Origin of the sequence: Sphingobacterium sp. WOUb80, assembly GCF_050058145.1 — a bacterium.
GTDB lineage: Bacteria > Bacteroidota > Bacteroidia > Sphingobacteriales > Sphingobacteriaceae > Sphingobacterium.
Window position 1 is genome coordinate 338,992 of the sequence record NZ_CP165617.1, and the last position, 18,134, is coordinate 357,125.

At 39.1% G+C, this 18,134-nt stretch carries 14 protein-coding genes; 8 read left to right on the forward strand and 6 right to left on the reverse strand.

Features of this window, described 5'->3' with window-relative positions:
• Positions 1 to 23 precede the first annotated feature (23 nt).
• On the forward strand, positions 24 to 830 hold the full coding sequence (locus AB1Z56_RS01310) for a hypothetical protein (protein ID WP_426790866.1): 807 nt from the start codon (positions 24 to 26) through the stop codon (positions 828 to 830).
• 69 nt (positions 831 to 899) lie between these two features.
• Complete coding sequence (locus AB1Z56_RS01315) at positions 900 to 1,217, forward strand: hypothetical protein (protein ID WP_286859100.1); 318 nt, start codon at positions 900 to 902, stop codon at positions 1,215 to 1,217.
• Between the two features lie 2 nt (positions 1,218 to 1,219).
• On the opposite strand, the gene AB1Z56_RS01320 is transcribed toward AB1Z56_RS01315, so the two are convergent.
• The 5 genes from AB1Z56_RS01320 to AB1Z56_RS01340 form a co-directional block, all read right to left on the reverse strand.
• Positions 1,220 to 2,578, reverse strand: a complete 1,359-nt coding sequence (locus tag AB1Z56_RS01320) for a S41 family peptidase (RefSeq protein ID WP_426790867.1) — start codon at positions 2,576 to 2,578, stop codon at positions 1,220 to 1,222.
• Between the two features lie 204 nt (positions 2,579 to 2,782).
• Positions 2,783 to 4,108, reverse strand: coding sequence for an OmpA family protein (locus AB1Z56_RS01325; RefSeq protein WP_309365052.1), 1,326 nt, complete (start codon positions 4,106 to 4,108; stop codon positions 2,783 to 2,785).
• Positions 4,109 to 4,253: 145 nt separating this feature from the next.
• Positions 4,254 to 5,597: an OmpA family protein gene (locus tag AB1Z56_RS01330; protein WP_120336541.1), complete on the reverse strand. Its 1,344-nt coding sequence runs from the start codon at positions 5,595 to 5,597 to the stop codon at positions 4,254 to 4,256.
• A 90-nt stretch (positions 5,598 to 5,687) separates the two neighbouring features.
• Positions 5,688 to 6,530, reverse strand: a complete 843-nt coding sequence (locus tag AB1Z56_RS01335) for a universal stress protein (RefSeq protein ID WP_309365054.1) — start codon at positions 6,528 to 6,530, stop codon at positions 5,688 to 5,690.
• Between the two features lie 10 nt (positions 6,531 to 6,540).
• Positions 6,541 to 7,389 (reverse strand): universal stress protein, encoded by an 849-nt coding sequence (locus AB1Z56_RS01340; RefSeq protein WP_309365056.1) that lies wholly within the window; start codon positions 7,387 to 7,389, stop codon positions 6,541 to 6,543.
• Positions 7,390 to 7,811: 422 nt separating this feature from the next.
• Here AB1Z56_RS01340 and alaS point away from each other — a divergent pair, with 422 nt between their 5' ends.
• The 6 genes from alaS to AB1Z56_RS01370 all read left to right on the forward strand — a co-directional run bounded on the left by alaS (position 7,812) and on the right by AB1Z56_RS01370 (position 16,584).
• Positions 7,812 to 10,427: an alanine--tRNA ligase gene (gene alaS, locus AB1Z56_RS01345; protein ID WP_426790868.1), complete on the forward strand. Its 2,616-nt coding sequence runs from the start codon at positions 7,812 to 7,814 to the stop codon at positions 10,425 to 10,427.
• A gap of 232 nt (positions 10,428 to 10,659) precedes the next feature.
• Complete coding sequence (locus AB1Z56_RS01350) at positions 10,660 to 11,757, forward strand: TlpA family protein disulfide reductase (RefSeq protein ID WP_426790869.1); 1,098 nt, start codon at positions 10,660 to 10,662, stop codon at positions 11,755 to 11,757.
• A 103-nt stretch (positions 11,758 to 11,860) separates the two neighbouring features.
• The gene (locus tag AB1Z56_RS01355) at positions 11,861 to 12,556 is read left to right on the forward strand and encodes a response regulator transcription factor (protein WP_075991688.1); all 696 of its coding nucleotides are present in this window, start codon (positions 11,861 to 11,863) and stop codon (positions 12,554 to 12,556) included.
• A 220-nt stretch (positions 12,557 to 12,776) separates the two neighbouring features.
• Complete coding sequence (locus tag AB1Z56_RS01360) at positions 12,777 to 14,114, forward strand: dihydroorotase (protein WP_426790870.1); 1,338 nt, start codon at positions 12,777 to 12,779, stop codon at positions 14,112 to 14,114.
• 9 nt (positions 14,115 to 14,123) lie between these two features.
• Positions 14,124 to 15,179, forward strand: a complete 1,056-nt coding sequence (locus tag AB1Z56_RS01365) for a S66 peptidase family protein (RefSeq protein ID WP_426790871.1) — start codon at positions 14,124 to 14,126, stop codon at positions 15,177 to 15,179.
• Position 15,180: 1 nt separating this feature from the next.
• Positions 15,181 to 16,584 carry a M14 family zinc carboxypeptidase gene (locus AB1Z56_RS01370; RefSeq protein WP_426790872.1) on the forward strand — a complete coding sequence of 468 codons (1,404 nt, stop codon included), beginning with the start codon at positions 15,181 to 15,183 and terminating at the stop codon, positions 16,582 to 16,584.
• Positions 16,585 to 16,640: 56 nt separating this feature from the next.
• Here the strand turns inward: AB1Z56_RS01370 and AB1Z56_RS01375 are convergent, their stop codons facing one another.
• A complete protein-coding gene (locus AB1Z56_RS01375; protein WP_313266590.1) occupies positions 16,641 to 18,128 on the reverse strand; it encodes a RagB/SusD family nutrient uptake outer membrane protein in 1,488 nt (495 codons plus the stop codon).
• Positions 18,129 to 18,134 lie beyond the last annotated feature (6 nt).

The following is an 18,134-nucleotide window of genomic DNA, read 5'->3' on the forward strand; positions in this document are numbered from 1 at the left end:
GCTCACTTCTTAATTCTTTGTATATGATAAAAAATATATTTTTCTATTTTTTTGTCCTCTGGACAGGATGGGGACTGTGTTCCTGTGAAAAAGGCGAGGTGGTTCAAGTGCCCGATGAAATCGCACGTATTGCTTTTAGATCCTATAGCACTGTGTCAGTAGATGTAAAAAGAGTAACGGTAGATGGAAAAGCAGCTAATCAAAGCAATACTAATTTTATTTTTATACGAAATAAAGATGCCGATTCTTCATTGGTCGTTGCGTATGATAGCAAGGATCAGGTTGTCCTAGAACAACGTCTCGCCCTCAAGTCAGGGTTAAATACTTTTGGTGTGCATAGCAAAAGTCCCATTGATCCTTCACTCGTTGTCGGGCCAAACCCCTTAGGAGATGATGTCGAATCGATTCCGGGTGTGAGGCAGGTAAAGATATTAAATTATAACCAGACGATTTCACCAAATGGCGAGCCGATTCGATTGGCGATTTATCAAGGTAAACCTGTGTTTGATGAAAGTTGGGGAATGGATTTGGTCAGATATGACGAAACTCCGATCCTGATTACTGGGTTGATATCGGATAAAATCCCCGAAGAATTTATTAAAATACCAGTTGACCCCTATTTTCCAGCAAAGGCGCAGGTATTGGACAAGGATTCAAAACCAATCCTTATCGATGGACAGAAGGTCTATCTGTTTTTTTTCTTTACGGTAGAAGACATAGGTATTGTATACTTCCCCCAAAAGGAACCCGATGCATATTTTGATGTTGATGCGGTGTCGGATATCGGTGGAATCGGTTTTGCCTTGGATGCGGTTTGGTTAAAAAAATAAAATGATTTAGAGGAAATATTGTGAAGTTAATAACTACTTTGTAGTTAAATCAATTATCATAAATTCATCATGAAAGGGATCAATGCTATAAAACATCGTAATTTATTTGCTATCTCCCTGAAAATTCAGGGAGATGTAGATCATGCCATTGATGCTGCTGCGCTGCTAGCTTTACGGAATGAAATGGCGGAGCTGAATGAACTTTATAGGCAATATAGGGAACTACTGCAACAGTTGGAAGAACTAGTACGAGAATACGAATCGAAGGAACGGACCATCCGCTCCGAAATTTTGTCTCGTCCTCTTCGTAAGTTGGTCAAAAATGGACAGACTGGAGCTGATTTGCGTATGCTTATTACTTCATTAAATTCCTGTGCACATGGGTGAATCTATTTATCGGATTTGCCCTGTGCGCTTACTTCAATAGGTATTGTCTGATAACTGCTGCCTATATATTGTGGCAACACAAGGTTTGTTTTGCCTGCGTTATTGACAGCGCCTTTAGCCAAGATATTTTTAACATTGACGGTTTGTAATACCTCCTGAATCAAGGGATCCCTGCTATCGCCTATAGGAACCAAGGGTAGAAAAGCAAATTCATTGGTGGCTTTTGAAGGCGCAATTCCATCGCTATAATCTCCCTGCCCCACTTCATTGTAGATTTTATAGATCATAGGAACCAAATGCCAGGCCCGTTCGGTACCTCGGATATCTTCTGGAGTTGCTATTGTTGTTGAGGCCATATCTTTACCGAATGTTTTGTCACCGACTTGAATGATTTCTACATAAGGTTTCAGTCCATTGATTAGCATTTCGGCTGCAGAGGCTGTATTTGGGCCTGTCAGCATATAAATTTTCTTCAGATGTAAACCTTGCTTTAATACCTCATCTGCTGTGAAAGAATAGCCATCGGGCTGTCTTTGCAGCGCAGCTGCAAAGCTATCTTCTCTATTTTTGAGGTTTTTGTTGCCTTGGTATTTGGCAAAAATGTCATTTTCTTTGATATCTGCCAATAAGAGTGCACAAAACGCGGCAAAAGCAACCTGACCGCCGGGGTTGTAACGTAAATCGACAATAAGTTCTTGAATCCGTTGGGACTTGAAATTTTGGATTGCTTCCAATAATGAATATGCCCCACTAAAGTCAAATTGACTTAAAAACATATAGCCTACTGTGGGGGAGGAGGAGATGAGTTTAGCGGTATAGAGGACGGGCTGCGAAATGTAGGAAGAAGGCAGATGAAATATTTTACCATCATTTCGTGTCAGATGCATTGCCGGTAAAAGCAAGGATTTGCTTAGTAGCGATTTCAGGTTGCTGTGGTCGATAGGCTCGTTGTTGATGTGGCTTATGCTGTCTCCCCGCTTGAGTCCCATTAGATCCCCTTCACTGAAAGGGACCACTTGGGTGACCAGTTGGATGGTTTCTGACTGATTTTGTAATTGCACCATATCGAACCCAAAAGTGTTCGTCAGGGTATTGCCATAGGTGTCGCTGTTGAGTGTCTGTAATATGCTGGAATAATGGTCATCTTGAAATAAGAGACTTTTAAAAAATAGATCTGGAGCTTGTTGGTAATCGTTTTTTTGTGTGATTTTTTCGTTCCAGTAATAATATTGCCGCATTTGTGCCATTGTCCATTCATTGATCGTTTCATTTGATCCTGGTTCGTTCAATGGTGGATCTTTTTCACAAGAGGAAAAGATCAACGAAAAGATAGTCAAAACAAGAGCTTGTGGTTTACGCATTTTTTAATTTTGCTTTATTAAAAATACGGATTAAGTTGTTTGTTTTAGAGTTATCTTTTTGTTATTCAAGTGTTTATTTGATTTAAACAAGGCTTTTTTTTATAGTGGTTATGGAAATGAAGAGCCGATTGTCTGCTGGAGGAAACAAAAAAGGCATCACGGTGAAGTGATGCCTTTGACTTGTTATGGATCGAAGAATGTCGATTAATAAAGCGTAAACTCTACGCGACGATTTTGTTGACGACCATCAGCGGTTTTGTTTGATGCAATAGGCTGGTCAGGACCATATCCTGTAGCTTCAATGCGAGAAGCATTAGCACCTTGAGATACTAAGTATGCTTTTACTGACTCAGCGCGTTCTTTTGATAGGCGCATATTCAACTCGCGTGAACCTGTGTTATCGGTGTGACCCGCTAATTTCAAGCTAAAGTTTTTCTCGATTAACAGTTCGGCTACTTTATTCAATGTAGCATATGAAGTCGGACGTATTGTTGCTTTTCCTAAATCGAATTCTAAGTTTTTGATTGCGTCTGCAACGACTTTTCTGTCAGCTTCTGTCACAACAACCTTTTCAACCACTCTAGTTTCGTTTTTCACAACGATTGGACAACCTGCACCGTCTACTTGTACACCTGAAGGTGTGCCTGGGCATTTGTCATATTTGTTAGCTACACCATCACCATCATCATCTTTCAAGTCACTGTTTAGACCATCCAATTGATTTTGCAGCGCTTGGTTTTTAGCATTTAAAGCATCATTTTGCGCTTTAAGATCATCATATTTTACCGTGTAGTCATTCACTAAAGTAGCGACTGGGTTTGAATTGTTCAATGCAGGTTTGCTGCTGCTACCCAATGCAAATTCTAAGCCACCGTGAATGTAAGTAAATAGGTCGTTTTTATATTGGCCGCCTTGAATACCATCGAAGTTTTGGTTAACCCAGTTTAACTGGTACCCAAGTTCAAAGTTGATTCCTTTGGCAACAGCAAATTTAAGCCCCATGTCCAATGGTACATATATTTTAGAAATACCATCGGCTTCTTGAGAAGTAGAACCTGTTGTCAAGGTTGTTTTGCTGTTCATGACACCAACACCAATTGACGCATAAGGTTTGATAAAACTGTTAAAGAATCTCCAATTGGTATTCGCCGCTTGAAACTCTCCAGACAATGCAGCAGACCAAGGTGTTTTCGCTTCAAAAGATTGTGTACCATCTTTAAATGCACCACCCGTTTTACCGCCAAAATAGCTAGCCTTAATGCCAAAAGAAGGAGAGATTTGTTTCTTGATATAAGCACTGTAACCGAGGTTCCAAGCTAGATCATCGTATCCTTCGCGATTAAAACCAGCAATGTTAGTTTGGTTTGTTACCCCAGCACCAATACCAATAGACCATGTTCTGTATTGCGTAGCAGGGCCAAATGGGGTTGTCCCTTCAATAGATGATACCTTTGTGCTTTGAGCAATTGCAGAATTGGCAAATAAGCCTGCAGATGCTAAAGCAAGTGCTAATTGTAATTTTAGTTTCATAGAATTTGTATTTGTAAAAACCGACGCAAAAGTAATAGATTGAAAATTAAATTCACAATCGATTTGTAGTTAATATATGACAATTGGTAAACAAAAAGGTGTTTTTATTTAAAAACACCTTTTTGTTAGTGTAATTTATTAGTTATTAATAAAGTGTAAATTCAACACGACGGTTTTGTTGACGACCTGCTGCATTTTTATTGGATGCAATTGGCTGATCTGGACCGTATCCAGTTGCTTCAATGCGCGAGGCATTTGCACCTTGTGATACTAAGTACGCTTTAACAGACTCCGCACGTTCTTTTGATAAACGCATATTTAGTTCACGCGAACCTGTATTGTCGGTGTGACCAGCTAGTTTTAAGCTGAAGTTTTTCTCAATCAATAATGCAGCAACTTTGTTCAATGTTGCATACGAAGTAGAACGAATAGTTGCTTTGCCTAAATCGAATTCCAGGTTCTTAATTGCTTCAGCAACAACTTTTCTGTCTGCTTCAGTAACCACAACTTTCTCTACAACTTTAGTCTCGTTTTTCACAACAATTGGACAACCTGATCCATCAACCTGAACACCTGAAGGGGTACCCGGACATTTATCATATTTATTTGCTACACCATCGCCGTCATCATCTTTTAGATCATTGTTCAATCCATCCAATTGACCTTGTAAAGCTTGGTTTTTAGCATTCAATGCATCATTTTGAGCTTTTAGATCATCGTATTTTACTGTATAGTCATTCACAAGGGTTGCGACAGGATTTGAGTTATTCAATGCAGGTTTACTGCTGCTGCCCAATGCGAACTCTAAGCCGGCATGTGCGTAAGTAAATAAGTCATTTTTGTATTGTTGTGGCGGAGTTGTATTGTAACGATTGTCAAATCGTTGGTTCGCCCAATTCAATTGATAACCCAATTCAAAGTTAATGCCTTTGGCAACAGCGAATTTCAAACCAAAATCTGCAGGTACAAAGATTTTGGAATAAGAGTCTCCGTATTCACCTTTATTACCGCCAGCAATTGCAGCAGTTTCAGCATTCATTACCCCAACACCAATCGATGCATAAGGTTTGATAAAACTGTTGAAAAACCTCCAATTCGTATTGGCTGCTAAAAACTCACCCGATAAGGCAACTGACCAAGGTGTTTTGGTTTCAAATCCAGTTTGCTTGTCACTATTATCATACCCAGCTGTCTTTCCGCCAAAATAAGTTGCTTTCAATCCGAAAGATGGTGAAATTTGCTTTTTGATATAGGCACTGTACCCTAAATTCCAATCTAATTTATCATAACCACCATTGTTAAACTTAGCGATGTTCTGCAAGCTTGTTACACCGGCTCCTACACCGATGGACCAAGTTCTATATTGTGTTGCGGAACCTAATGGAGTTGTGCCTTCAATTGATGCTTCTTTTGTGCTTTGTGCAAAGGACGCGGTGGATAAAATTCCTGCCGCAACAAGTAATCCTGATTTTTTAAGGCTAATTTTCATAATGTGTGTTTGTAAAATTATCTACTATAATACTGTTGTTAAATTAACTCACTGAACACTCTTGCAATAAATTTGCCAAAAATTATTTGGTTACTCTACACGTCCGAAAAAGTTTGGCACCTCAATTTCAAAAGCCAGATGCTTAACAATATTTTCGGTAAAAATGTTTTGGAAAAAAGTTTTTCTACTTTTTGTGATCAAAATAACATCAATATCTTCATCCCGAATAATGGTATGAATACCGTTAGCAATATTTTCGCGGGAGCCTGCAAAATAACTTGGTGACTTAACGATGTAAGAAATATCCTCTATCCCGGTTTCAGTAATGATCTGTTTGATCCAGTTTTCAAGTTTGTTTCCTAATATATTGATTTCTAGTTCGTTTTTATTGATATGGATAAGTTGTAGGTGAAAATTTTTTCCATACAATGGTATCGCTTGTTTAAGCACTTCAAGTTCTCCAGGTTTGAAATTTGTCAATAAAGCAATGTTATCATTTTTAAATTTTACAGCGTTTTTCGGGACTGCTAAAACAGGTATTTTAGACTCTTTAATGACGTCATATGTATTGCTTCCGATCAAGACAGATTCAAGTCCGGTGACTCCTTTTGTTCCCATAATTACCGTTTGGTACGTCTCTTTTATCTCTTGTTTTTCCAATGTTTCGGCTAAAATACCGTTGGCAAATAACGTAGAAATTTTAAGCGAAGGATATTCCTGTAGAAGTTCCGCTACAAGCTTTTCCATTTTATGGCGAGCTTCTCCCTCGGTAGGGTCCACTAAATGCTTCGCATTTGCAAACTTATTGATATGCGAAGTAAACGAATGAAAAAGTGTAATCTCATCATTTGATATGGCTGCGATTTGAGCAGCATAAAATGCGGCAACTCGTGCATTTTCGGAATAATCTACTGGTATTAATAGTTTAGACATGGCTATAGGATTATGCTTTAGTGAAAAATATTGGAACTAATGGATGACTAAATAATGCTTTTGCAACTGATCGGGTAAAAACACGTTCAAAGAATGATTTTCTCGATCGTGTCACCAAAAGTATTTTGATCTTTTCTTCATGGATCATCTCATTAATGACTTCGGGAACCGTATCTAGGTCCTCAATATCACCCTGTATAGAGTCGACTTCTATGGCAATATTGGTCACGCCAATATATTTTTTGATCTTATATTTCCATACTTCAAGTTTATCTTCGATCCTGTTTTCTGATGAATGATCGTAATGAACATGCATAAGTTTTAGTTCAAAGTCTTTGCCGATGATGTTGACAAAATCCTGTACTGTTTGTACTTCTTCTTCTTTAAAATTGGAAAGTAAGCCAACTTTGTCGATTGGTGTAAAGGAAGCTTCAGTTGGAATAGCCATGACAGGTATTTTGGCTTTTTTGCTAATGACATAGGTGGTGCTGCCAATAAGCTGACTATCATCGTTGGTGATCCCTTTAGTCCCCATAATGACAAAATCAAATCGATCTGGGGTGGCAAGTTCCGGTAGCGTTTCTGTAATCATGCCACGCTCACATTGTGTTGTTACCTCAATCGCAGGATGCTTTAATTTTATCGATTCTGCAAGATTCTTGATAAGGACGTCAGCTTTGAATGTTGGAGAGTTGGCTTCGTTGTAGCCATTTTCCTCCTCAAACACTGCTGAAGCTGAAGTGTAATTGTGATAAAGATGGAGTGAATACCCCTTTTCGAGGGCAAGGTCCACAGCGTAATTTACAGCATTATTAGAATGAGCCGAAAAATCTACCGGTAGTAGAATGTTTTTTTTCATTAGAAGGAATTTAATCTACAAAATCTAATCTTAATTATTTTGCACTTAGGGAATGTGTCTGAAAGTAGGCTAAATTCCCTATTTTACTATCAAATGTAATAAAACAAATGTAATTGTGAATGACCTTAGGTCAAATAATTTTTGTTGTTTTACATGTTGATTTTGACAAGCGTTGGACAAATATGAATAACGAATAACACTTTTAAAATGTTGAATTTAATATGAGTTTGTGATTTCTGTCACGTGTAAAATAGGGATATGCTAATTATCTGTAAATTATAACTTGATTTTTTTGTTTGAAAAGTCAATATTGAAGTTTTGGTCGTTTAGAGAAAACAGTCGTTTCATGGTCAATATATGGAATTCTACATTGCATAACCTACCAATTTTGAGTAAGTTTGCACATATTTTTAGATAATTAAATGACAAGTAGAGAAATTCGTCAAGCCTTTCTGGACTTTTTTAAAAGTAAAGGGCATCAGATAGTACCTTCAGCACCAGTAGTTGTAAAAAATGACCCTACATTAATGTTTACCAATGCGGGGATGAATCAATTCAAAGATCTGTTTCTTGGTGAAGCACCCATTAAATTTCCTCGTGTTGCTGATACGCAACGTTGTTTGCGGGTTTCGGGTAAGCATAACGATTTGGAAGAAGTAGGGATTGATACCTACCACCATACTTTGTTTGAGATGCTGGGAAATTGGAGCTTTGGTGATTACTTTAAGAAAGAAGCTATTGCTTGGGCCTGGGAACTATTGACAGAGGTGTATAAATTAGACAAAGATCGTTTATATGTAACTATTTTTGAAGGGGATGCGAAAGAAGGCTTAGAACGTGATATGGAAGCTTTTAATTTCTGGAAAGAATGGATTGGTGAAGATAGGATTCTCCTTGGGAACAAGAAAGACAATTTCTGGGAAATGGGCGAGACGGGACCTTGTGGACCTTGTTCCGAAATCCATTTCGATATGCGGAGTACAGTAGAGCGCGAAGAGATTTCAGGACAAAGTTTGGTCAATGCGGACCATCCTCAGGTTATCGAAATCTGGAATCTTGTCTTCATGCAATTTAATCGCTTGAAAGACGGTTCACTTCAGTCACTACCGGCCAAACATGTTGATACTGGAATGGGATTTGAACGTCTGGTCAGATGTATACAGGGAAAGACTTCCAACTATGACACAGATGTCTTTACACCTACCATTGATTTTATTGCTGAGAAGTCAGGTATAAAATACGGTATAGATGAAAAGTCTGATATTGCCATGCGGGTAGTGTCTGATCATATTCGTGCGGTTAGTTTTGCAATTTCCGATGGCCAACTGCCATCCAACAATAAAGCTGGCTACGTGATCCGTCGTATTTTACGTCGTGCAGTACGTTATGCGTATACATTTTTAGGCTTTAAGGCTCCTTTTATCAATGAACTTGTACCCGTATTGGCAGCTCAGTTTGCAGGTGTATTTGACGAATTGATCCAACAGCAGGATTTTGTACAGAAAGTAATCTTAGAAGAGGAAGTTTCATTCTTAAGAACGTTGTCTACGGGCGTCCAACGTTTTGAAAATTATGTAGAGGACCACACCGTAATCAATGGCGATTTTGCTTTCGAATTATATGATACCTATGGATTCCCGATCGATTTGACGGAATTGTTAGCGCGCGAAAAAGGTTTAACAGTTGATATGGAAGGTTTCAACCAAGCACTCCAAATTCAGAAAGATCGTTCCCGTGCTGCTACAGCTATAGATACAGGCGACTGGTTTGTGGTAAATGATGACGAAGGATTTGAGTTTGTTGGTTACGATACATTAACAGCCAAAACTGAGGTTGTGAAATACCGTAAAGTTGTTTCGAAAAATAAAGAACAATTTCAATTGGTGCTTTCTGTCAGTCCTTTTTATGCCGAAGGTGGTGGTCAGGTAGGCGACTCTGGAGAATTGGTTTCCGAAGAAACTGGAGAAAAGATTTATATCACAGATACGAAAAAAGAAAACGGTCTATTTGTACATTTTACAAACAAATTGCCGCTGGAATTGAAAGGAACATTTGTTGCTCAGGTCGATAAAACCAAAAGAATCGATACGGAAAACAATCATTCGGCGACCCATTTATTACATGCTGCGCTAAAACAAGTATTAGGAAGCCATGTGAATCAAAAGGGATCATTAGTCAACGCCGATATTTTGCGCTTTGATATCTCTCATTTTTCAAAAATGACAGAAGAAGAGATTAAACAAGTGGAAGATATTGTCAATGCCAAGATTCGTGAAAATATTCCATTGAAGGAGGAACGAAATGTACCTTATCAACAAGCGTTGGATTCGGGTGTAACAGCTCTATTTGGTGAGAAATATGGTGATTTCGTTCGTGTAATTACATTCGAAGATCAATATTCTAAAGAATTGTGTGGTGGTACACATGTTAAAGCAACGGGGCAAATAGGTTTTTTCAAAATTGTTTCTGAATCTGCTGTAGCAGCTGGTGTACGCCGTATAGAAGCGATTACTGGAACTCGTTCTGCTGCTGTTATCCGCGAGCATTTCGAATTGGTTCACCATCTCAAAGAGCTCATGAATAATCCAAAAGATTTTGTTTCTGCACTGGGTAAAATCATCGATGAGAATGGCGCTTTGAAAAAAGAAGTAGAGAAAAGTATTACTGAAAAATCCTTAGCGTTAAAGTCAGATCTGGAAGGGAAGATCCAACAGGTCGGCGAGATTAATTTCTTGTCCACAATCGTCGATCTACCGAGTGCAGAGGCGGTGAAAACCTTGGCTTATGCGGTAAAGGGGGCTGTTAATAACTTGTTTCTGGTGATCGGTGCTGAATTTGATGGTAAGCCAAGTTTGACCGTTGTCATTTCAGACGAATTGGCGAAAGAAAAAGGGTTGAACGCAAGTAATATTGTACGTGATTTGGCTAAGGATATCCAAGGTGGTGGCGGTGGTCAGCCGTTCTTCGCAACAGCTGGAGGTAAGAACCCAGCCGGATTAAAAGGTGCAATTGAGCGAGCAATAGATTTTTTGAAATAAATTTTAGGGGTAGTTGAAACAGCTACTTAGCTAAACTAGGATGTAAATAAATGATTTTATTTCCTAAATATACAATACGAAGCCATCAGATTTATTCGACTTCTTCCTTGGAAGATCGGAATAAATCTGATCGTTTTTACGATTCTTTAAGCTGTGACATGTAGCGTGAATCAAACAGAGCAAAGCCATTTGCGTAATTGGGAATAGGTAATTAACAAATAAAAATAAACGGATGAAAAAGGCAGTTTTTTTAGCAGTAGGGATCGTTGGTTTGATGATGGGTTGCCAAAATAAGGAGCAGTTTACCATCGCTGGCAATGTTGATAATCCTGGCAATGTCAAAGTTATTTCGTTGTATGAAGGGGATACAAAACTGGACTCTATGTTTTTTGGCGATAACAATAAATTTCAGTTTGTCCGTCCCGCCAGCCAATCCAGATTGCTGTCTTTGCGCGTCGGGAAAAATCGTTACGATTTGATTGCTTCTCCAGGGGAGACGATTACATTTAAAACAGATTTGCATAAAGATGTCAATGATTACCAGGTTGAAGGTTCTGAATTGTCAAAAACTATACAGCCTTTTGCCAAAGAGCGAAATTATCGCGATTATGTGCAGGATTCATTGCAGACAGTATTTTCTAAGTTAACAGCAAATTCTACAGCCAATGAGATTGAAAAGATTCGTGCTGAATATAAAGCGAAGTTTGCAGAGGAATTGCGTTCTTATACAAAAAAAGCAGTTGATTTTTCAGATAAACACAATGATTTAGCTGGATTTTATGCAATCTCTACCTTAGACCCGGAAGTGGCGGAAAGTGAAATTATTGCTTATGCGGACAAAATCAAAAATGAATTCACGGAGAACAGATATGTGACTCAGTTTAAAGAGGAGACCCAAAAGCTGAAAAAAATGGCACTTGGGCAACCTGCTCCAGAGCTGACTTCTTTTACACCATCAAACAAAGAAGTGAAATTGTCGAGTTTTAAAGGGAAATATACGCTAGTTGATTTTTGGGCTTCATGGTGTATGCCTTGCCGTCAGGAAAACCCTAATCTCGTTAGATTGTACAATACTTATCATGGTAAAGGCTTTGATATACTCTCCGTTTCATTTGATGATAATCCTGGTTCATGGATGCGTGCTATCGAAGATGATAAGCTAACTTGGACACATGTATCTGATTTGAAAGCATGGAGCTCGCCAGTGGTCATCGATTACCGGGTGAAAGCCTTGCCTACGTCTTATATACTTGATCCAAACGGTATTATTATCGCGAAGAACCTTCGTGGTGAAGAGCTAGAAGCATTTTTAAAGAAAACAATTAAGTAATCAAGGTGTTATTGTTAAATATTATATTACTTAATAATTTGGTAACATTAGGTTAACTGATTGTTATCATTTTGTTTATAATTTAGCAAAAAAAATAAGACAAATGAGTTCTTCGAAACAAAAGATTTTAATTGTTGATGACGAAAAGGATATCTTGGATTTAATTGCATTCAACTTAAATCGTGAAGGTTATCAGGTCTCTACAGCACAAAATGGAGAAGAGGCAATCAACGTTGCCAAACAAGTGAATCCGGACCTGATTATCTTGGATGTGATGATGCCAAAGATGGACGGAATTGAAGCTTGCCGAATCATGCGTGCAATGCCTGAATTCAAAAGTACATTCATGGTGTTTTTGACTGCAAGAAGTGAGGAGTATTCGGAGATCGCAGGGTTTCATGTCGGTGCAGACGATTATATTGCAAAGCCAATTAAGCCCCGTGCCCTGATGAGCCGCATCAATGCTATTTTAAGAAGAAATGCTTCTGAAGAGTCTGATGCTTCTGTTCAGGATAAAATTGAAATTGCCGATTTGGTCATTGATAGAGACTCTTTCTTAGTTTACAAAGGAGAACAAAAGATCGTTCTTGCGAAAAAGGAATTTGAGTTATTGTATCTATTAGCATCTAAACCTAACAAGGTGTTTACACGCGAACAGATCTTAAAAAGTATATGGGAAGATTCTGTAGTGGTAACCAATCGTACAATTGACGTCCATATTCGCAAGCTTCGTGAAAAGATAGGCGACGATTATGTGACCACTGTAAAAGGAGTGGGATACAAATTTGATAAAGAATAAAAAGAGAGGCCTTGGCCTCTTTTTTTATGGAAGTGTTCGTTTCTATTGCCCAAACAAGAATCTTCAATTTTCTTTTAGCGTTGTGGGGACTTGCAAAATCATTCCAGTTTTATTGGTATTCGATTTTCCGCACTCAGATGCAGCAACTCTTTCTTGAGATAACTTGTGATCACCACAACAAATCTTTACTTTTGACCTAAAGCAAAGTAAAAATTTCAACATGTCATCTATTCTTATAAAATCTGCACAACTTGTCAATGAAGGTAAAGTTGAGGTTGCTGACGTATATATCAGCAATGGTCGAATCGAAATGATTGCTCAGGAAATAAACCATCCTGCTGATCAGGAAATCAATGCTGAGGGGCTACATTTATTACCCGGGCTAATTGATGATCAGGTTCACTTTAGAGAACCCGGATTAACTTATAAAGCGGATATTTGGCATGAGAGCCGCGCCGCAGTTGCCGGTGGGACAACCTCCTTCATGGAAATGCCCAATACTGTTCCTAATACGTTGACCCAGCAGTTGCTTCAAGATAAATATGATATTGCAGCAAAAAATGCGTTGGCCAATTACTCATTCTTTATGGGGGCAGCTAATGATAATCTCGAGGAGGTGCTTAAGACGAATCCGAGAGATGTCTGTGGTATAAAAGTTTTTATGGGCTCCTCTACGGGCAATATGTTGGTGGATAATGAAAAAGCGTTGGAAGGAATCTTTGCGAATGCGCCCACGTTAGTAGCTACACATTGTGAAGATGAGGCGACGATAAAAGCGAATCTGGCCCTATTTAAGGAAAAATATGGTGAAGATGGATTGAAAATCGAGATGCATCCATTGATTCGTTCCGAAGAAGCTTGCTATTTATCCTCGTCGAAAGCAGTCGAACTGGCAAAAAAACACAATACACGCTTGCATATCCTTCATATATCAACCGCCAAGGAAATTGTATTATTTAGTAATGATATTCCACTAAAGGATAAAAAAATAACTGCTGAAGCTTGTATTCATCACCTTTGGTTTTCTGATCAGGATTATGCCTCAAAAGGTAATTTTATCAAATGGAATCCTGCGGTAAAAACAGCCAATGACCGCGACCAAATTCTAAAAGCTTTACTGGATGGACATATCGATGTGATAGCGACAGATCACGCTCCGCACACAAGGGAGGAAAAATCTCAGCTTTATGCTTCAGCACCAAGCGGAGGACCTCTTGTACAGCATGCATTGCAAGCCTTGTTAGATATGGTCAAAGCAGGAAAAATGACCTTAGAGCAATTGGTCCAAAAATCTGCACACAATACCGCTACATTGTTCCAGATTGAAGATAGAGGTTACATCCGTGAGGGATATTGGGCAGATCTAGTGTTGGTTGATCTCAATAAACCTTACACGGTATCGAAAGCTAATATTCTGTCTAAATGTGGCTGGTCGCCATTTGAAGGACATACATTTAGTTCAACTATTGCACATACGATTGTATCCGGCAAACTTGCTTTCTCTGATGGTCAGCTCATTGAAAAGGGAGTTGGTGAACGTCTGTTGTTCAACCGATAGAATTTAGCGATGGAGAAGAGGGACTTTATAAAATCGATCGCTTTAGGAGCATTATCTATTCCTGTGTTGGGGATGGGAAAGCCAAATGCAGGTACTGGCGCATTGTATGGTCAAGCCGCATTACTTGCCCGGAAATTAAAGCTGGGCGATACAATTGGTTTAATAACCCCCGCAGGTGTATTGGATGATGAAGAATCAATTAGCATAGCGCGTGAAATATTCGAGACACTAGGTTTTAAAGTAAAAGAAGGTAAACATATACGCAGTCGCTACGGTAATCTGGCAGGTACAGATCAAGAGCGTATTGCTGACATACACGATATGTTTTCCGATGCGACGGTCAAAGCGATTGTCTGTATCAGAGGGGGATCCGGTACATCACGCCTTTTGGATCGATTAGATTATAAACTGATTTCCAATAATCCGAAAATTCTATTGGGGTATTCAGATATAACGGCGTTGATCTTGGCGCTATATGCCAAAACAGGATTGGTTACTTTTCATGGTGCTGTAGGTATCAGTACCTGGACCCAAAAGCTTGCTGAGGCCTTCAATGCCCAGTTCATAGCCAATCAACCGGCAATATTTGAAAATCCAAAGTCGAAAGGTGATAGTATTGTACAGACAAAGGACCGTATTTCGACCATTCATCCCGGTACAACCGAAGGAATATTGCTGGGCGGAAATATGACCGTATTGACCGGATTATGTGGTTCGTCCTATCTGCCAGACTTCAAAGATAAAATTCTTTTCATAGAAGAGGTAGATGAAGATATGGAACGTGTGGACCGGATGTTCTGCCAGTTAAAAAATGCGGGTATATTGGGAGCAATTAAAGGATTTATTTTTGGTAAGTGTACCAATTGCAAACCGTCTAGTGGGTATGGATCTGTAACGCTTGACCAGCTCTTCAACGACTATATTAAACCTTTGAAAATACCAGCTTATACGGGAGCTATTATAGGGCATATAGCCGAACAATTTATCTTGCCTGTAGGTGCAAAAGTTCGTATAGATGCCTCTCAGGGGACAATCACCTTATTGGAGCCTGTATTAAAAGACTAATATGAAATTAATAAAAGATGATTTAATCAAAGCCTTTTCTTTGTATGAAGAAAAGGCTTTGATGCATAGAAGATTTAAACATGCCGATATTTTACCGCTATTGGAAAATGTCCGAAGCTCTGGACGTCTTTCGATAACAGAGATTGGCAAGTCAACTGAAAACCGTTCGATCTGTCGCTTACAATATGGTCAAGGGCCAATCAAAATACTTTTATGGTCACAGATGCATGGTGATGAGCCTACGGCGACAATGGCATTATTTGATCTGTTTAATTTCTTTGGAGGGGAAGATGATGGGTTTGATGCGTTTAGAAATGAGATAGCATCAAAATTGACCCTATATTTTATTCCGATGCTAAACCCTGATGGTACCGAACGGTTTCAACGTAGGACAGCAATGGATGTGGATATGAACAGAGATGCTCGGGCTACTGCAACTGTAGAGGGAGCCCTATTGAAGGAGCAAGCCATGTTGTTAAAACCTGATTTTGCCTTTAACCTGCACAATCAAAACAATTATTACAATATTCCCGGGACAAATACGCCAGTGACGATTTCCTTATTAGCCCCTGCCTATGATTATGCAAGGAGTATCAATGAAACAAGGGCCGATGCGATGCGTGTCATCGTGGGAATAAATAAGATACTTCAGGAATTTGTGCCAAATGCAGTAGCGAAGTATGATGATGAGCATACGCCACGGGGATTTGGCGATAATTTTCAAAAATGGGGTGCCAGCACTATTTTAATTGAATCGGGAGCTTATGTCGGCGATCCTGAGAAAATGATGGTGAGAAAATGCAATTTCGTCGCGCTTTTAAAATCATTTGAAGAGATTGCTCGTCAATCTTTTGTGTCATATTCTCTTGTCGATTATGAGGCAATACCATTCAATGATGAAAAGCTCCATGACGTATTGCTGAGAAATTTGACTATTGAGCAGAATGGAGCCCAAATTGTTGTTGATATTGCCATCCGGCAAAATGAAAAGACGATAGGGTCTGACTATTGTGTAGCGGGGGTAGTCGAGGATATTGGCGATCTGCAGGATTTTTATGGATATCAGGATCTGGATGTTTCGGGACTTAAGTTTATTCCCGCTAAGAAATATGATAATATACTTCTTATCGATCAATTAGATCACAACCTTATTCAGAATCTATTGCGCAAAGGAATAACTACGGTTCATATTAGGGATGGCGAAGCTGCTGGGAAATTGCATCAGTTTCCGATTAATATCGTATCTAGTGAAAGTTTCTTGTCTGAGGGACTGCCTAAACTCGGTTCTATGGCAAATTTTTTTATTGGTACGGACGAAAACATAAGGTATGCCATCGTTAATGGTTATGTCCTAGATCTTACTGTTGCTAATCAGGATCTGCATTATAAAAATAGTGTCTATTAGCGGTTCAATAAACAACAAAAAAGGTCATTCTAGAATGACCTTTTTTGTTTTGATAATTAATATCCTGGATTTTGTTGATCTTTTAATGTTGGATTGGCATTTATCTCAGATTGCGGAATCGGCAATATATACTTTTCAAACGTACGATCAATTTCTTTTGGACGTGTCTTGATCGTTAGGTCCTGAAAATCGTCATTGAAAGTAATCTTTTTATTTAGACGGATCATATCCCAATAACGATGGCCTTCGCCAAATAATTCTTTGCTTTTTTCATTTAGAATAGCATCCTCACTAATGGAAGCAGCCGTAAATGTAGCACGATTAGGAGAGCGTTTACTAATTGCGTTTAAGAATCCAGCAGCTTTTGTGGGGTCAGCTGCCGGCTTTTTTAATGCAGCTTCCGCAGCGATAAGATAAATTTCCGAAAGTCTAATGACCTTGATATTGACTGCAGTATTGTTGGTATTTCCTTTGTCACCTAGCGAGTTTAAAGGGAGTGACGTATTGGTATTGACGCTGCCCAGGTTTTTATACACTGCACCCATACGCGTGGCTGAGCTTTCATCTCGGCCTAAAATTGCCCAGCGGACATCACCGGTATCCTCTTTTAATCGATTTAGATAATAATCACTGGCGTAGAACATACCACCTTGTCCTCCTGTTCTGCGCATGAGATAATAACCTAGACTTGCTGTTCCCAGGTCGGCCTCACCTTCGTTGATGCCAAGTTCGTAGATCGATTCACTGCCATACATACTTGACCAGGAACTTGCCCACTTTTCATTTTCATACAATTTGTATACATTGTCGGTAATGATCTCGTTGGATTTCTGATAGGCATTTTCGTAATCTGCCATGGTCAGATAGACGCGGCTTTGAATAGCCAGATTTGCATAATAGTTGATATAACCATTGTCAGGCTTCTTATTTGCACTGAGCAGCTCTTGGCCAGCTTTGAGGTCTTTTAGGATTTGTGTATACACTTCGTCTACAGTGGCGCGGCTGGGCTTGTTGTTGTATGGTGCAGAGCTGATCACGATTGGCACACCTTTAGCATCTTTTTTGTCTGTATAAGATTTGCCATATAGCCTGACGAGGTCAAAATAAAACAATGCACGTAACGTCAATAATTGCCCTTGAGCATTCGCATATTGTGCTTTGGAGGCTGCATCAACTTTGTCTATTTTTTCCAAAACATCATTTGTTTGGGCGATACAATAATAGATTTGGGACCAAAAGCCTGCAAAGTTGTTATTTTCAGCATCTTGATTGAAGGAATACAATTGATCCAAGCCTCTTCCTTGCGAATAGACTGTGAGATCACCGCCTTTAACTTCACCATAGAGTTCAAAATTTCGGCCGTAATAGCTGGACGAAGCGATAAGCCGACTAAGTCCATTGATTCTGTTTCGGGCATCGCTCGCGCTATTGAATCCCGTATTTGCGTCGATTGAATTTCCAGGTTCGACATCCAGGAAATCTTTACAGCTACTGAACGACGTCAATAGAGCAGCTGCTATAATGGATATGTTGAATATTTTCATTGTGTA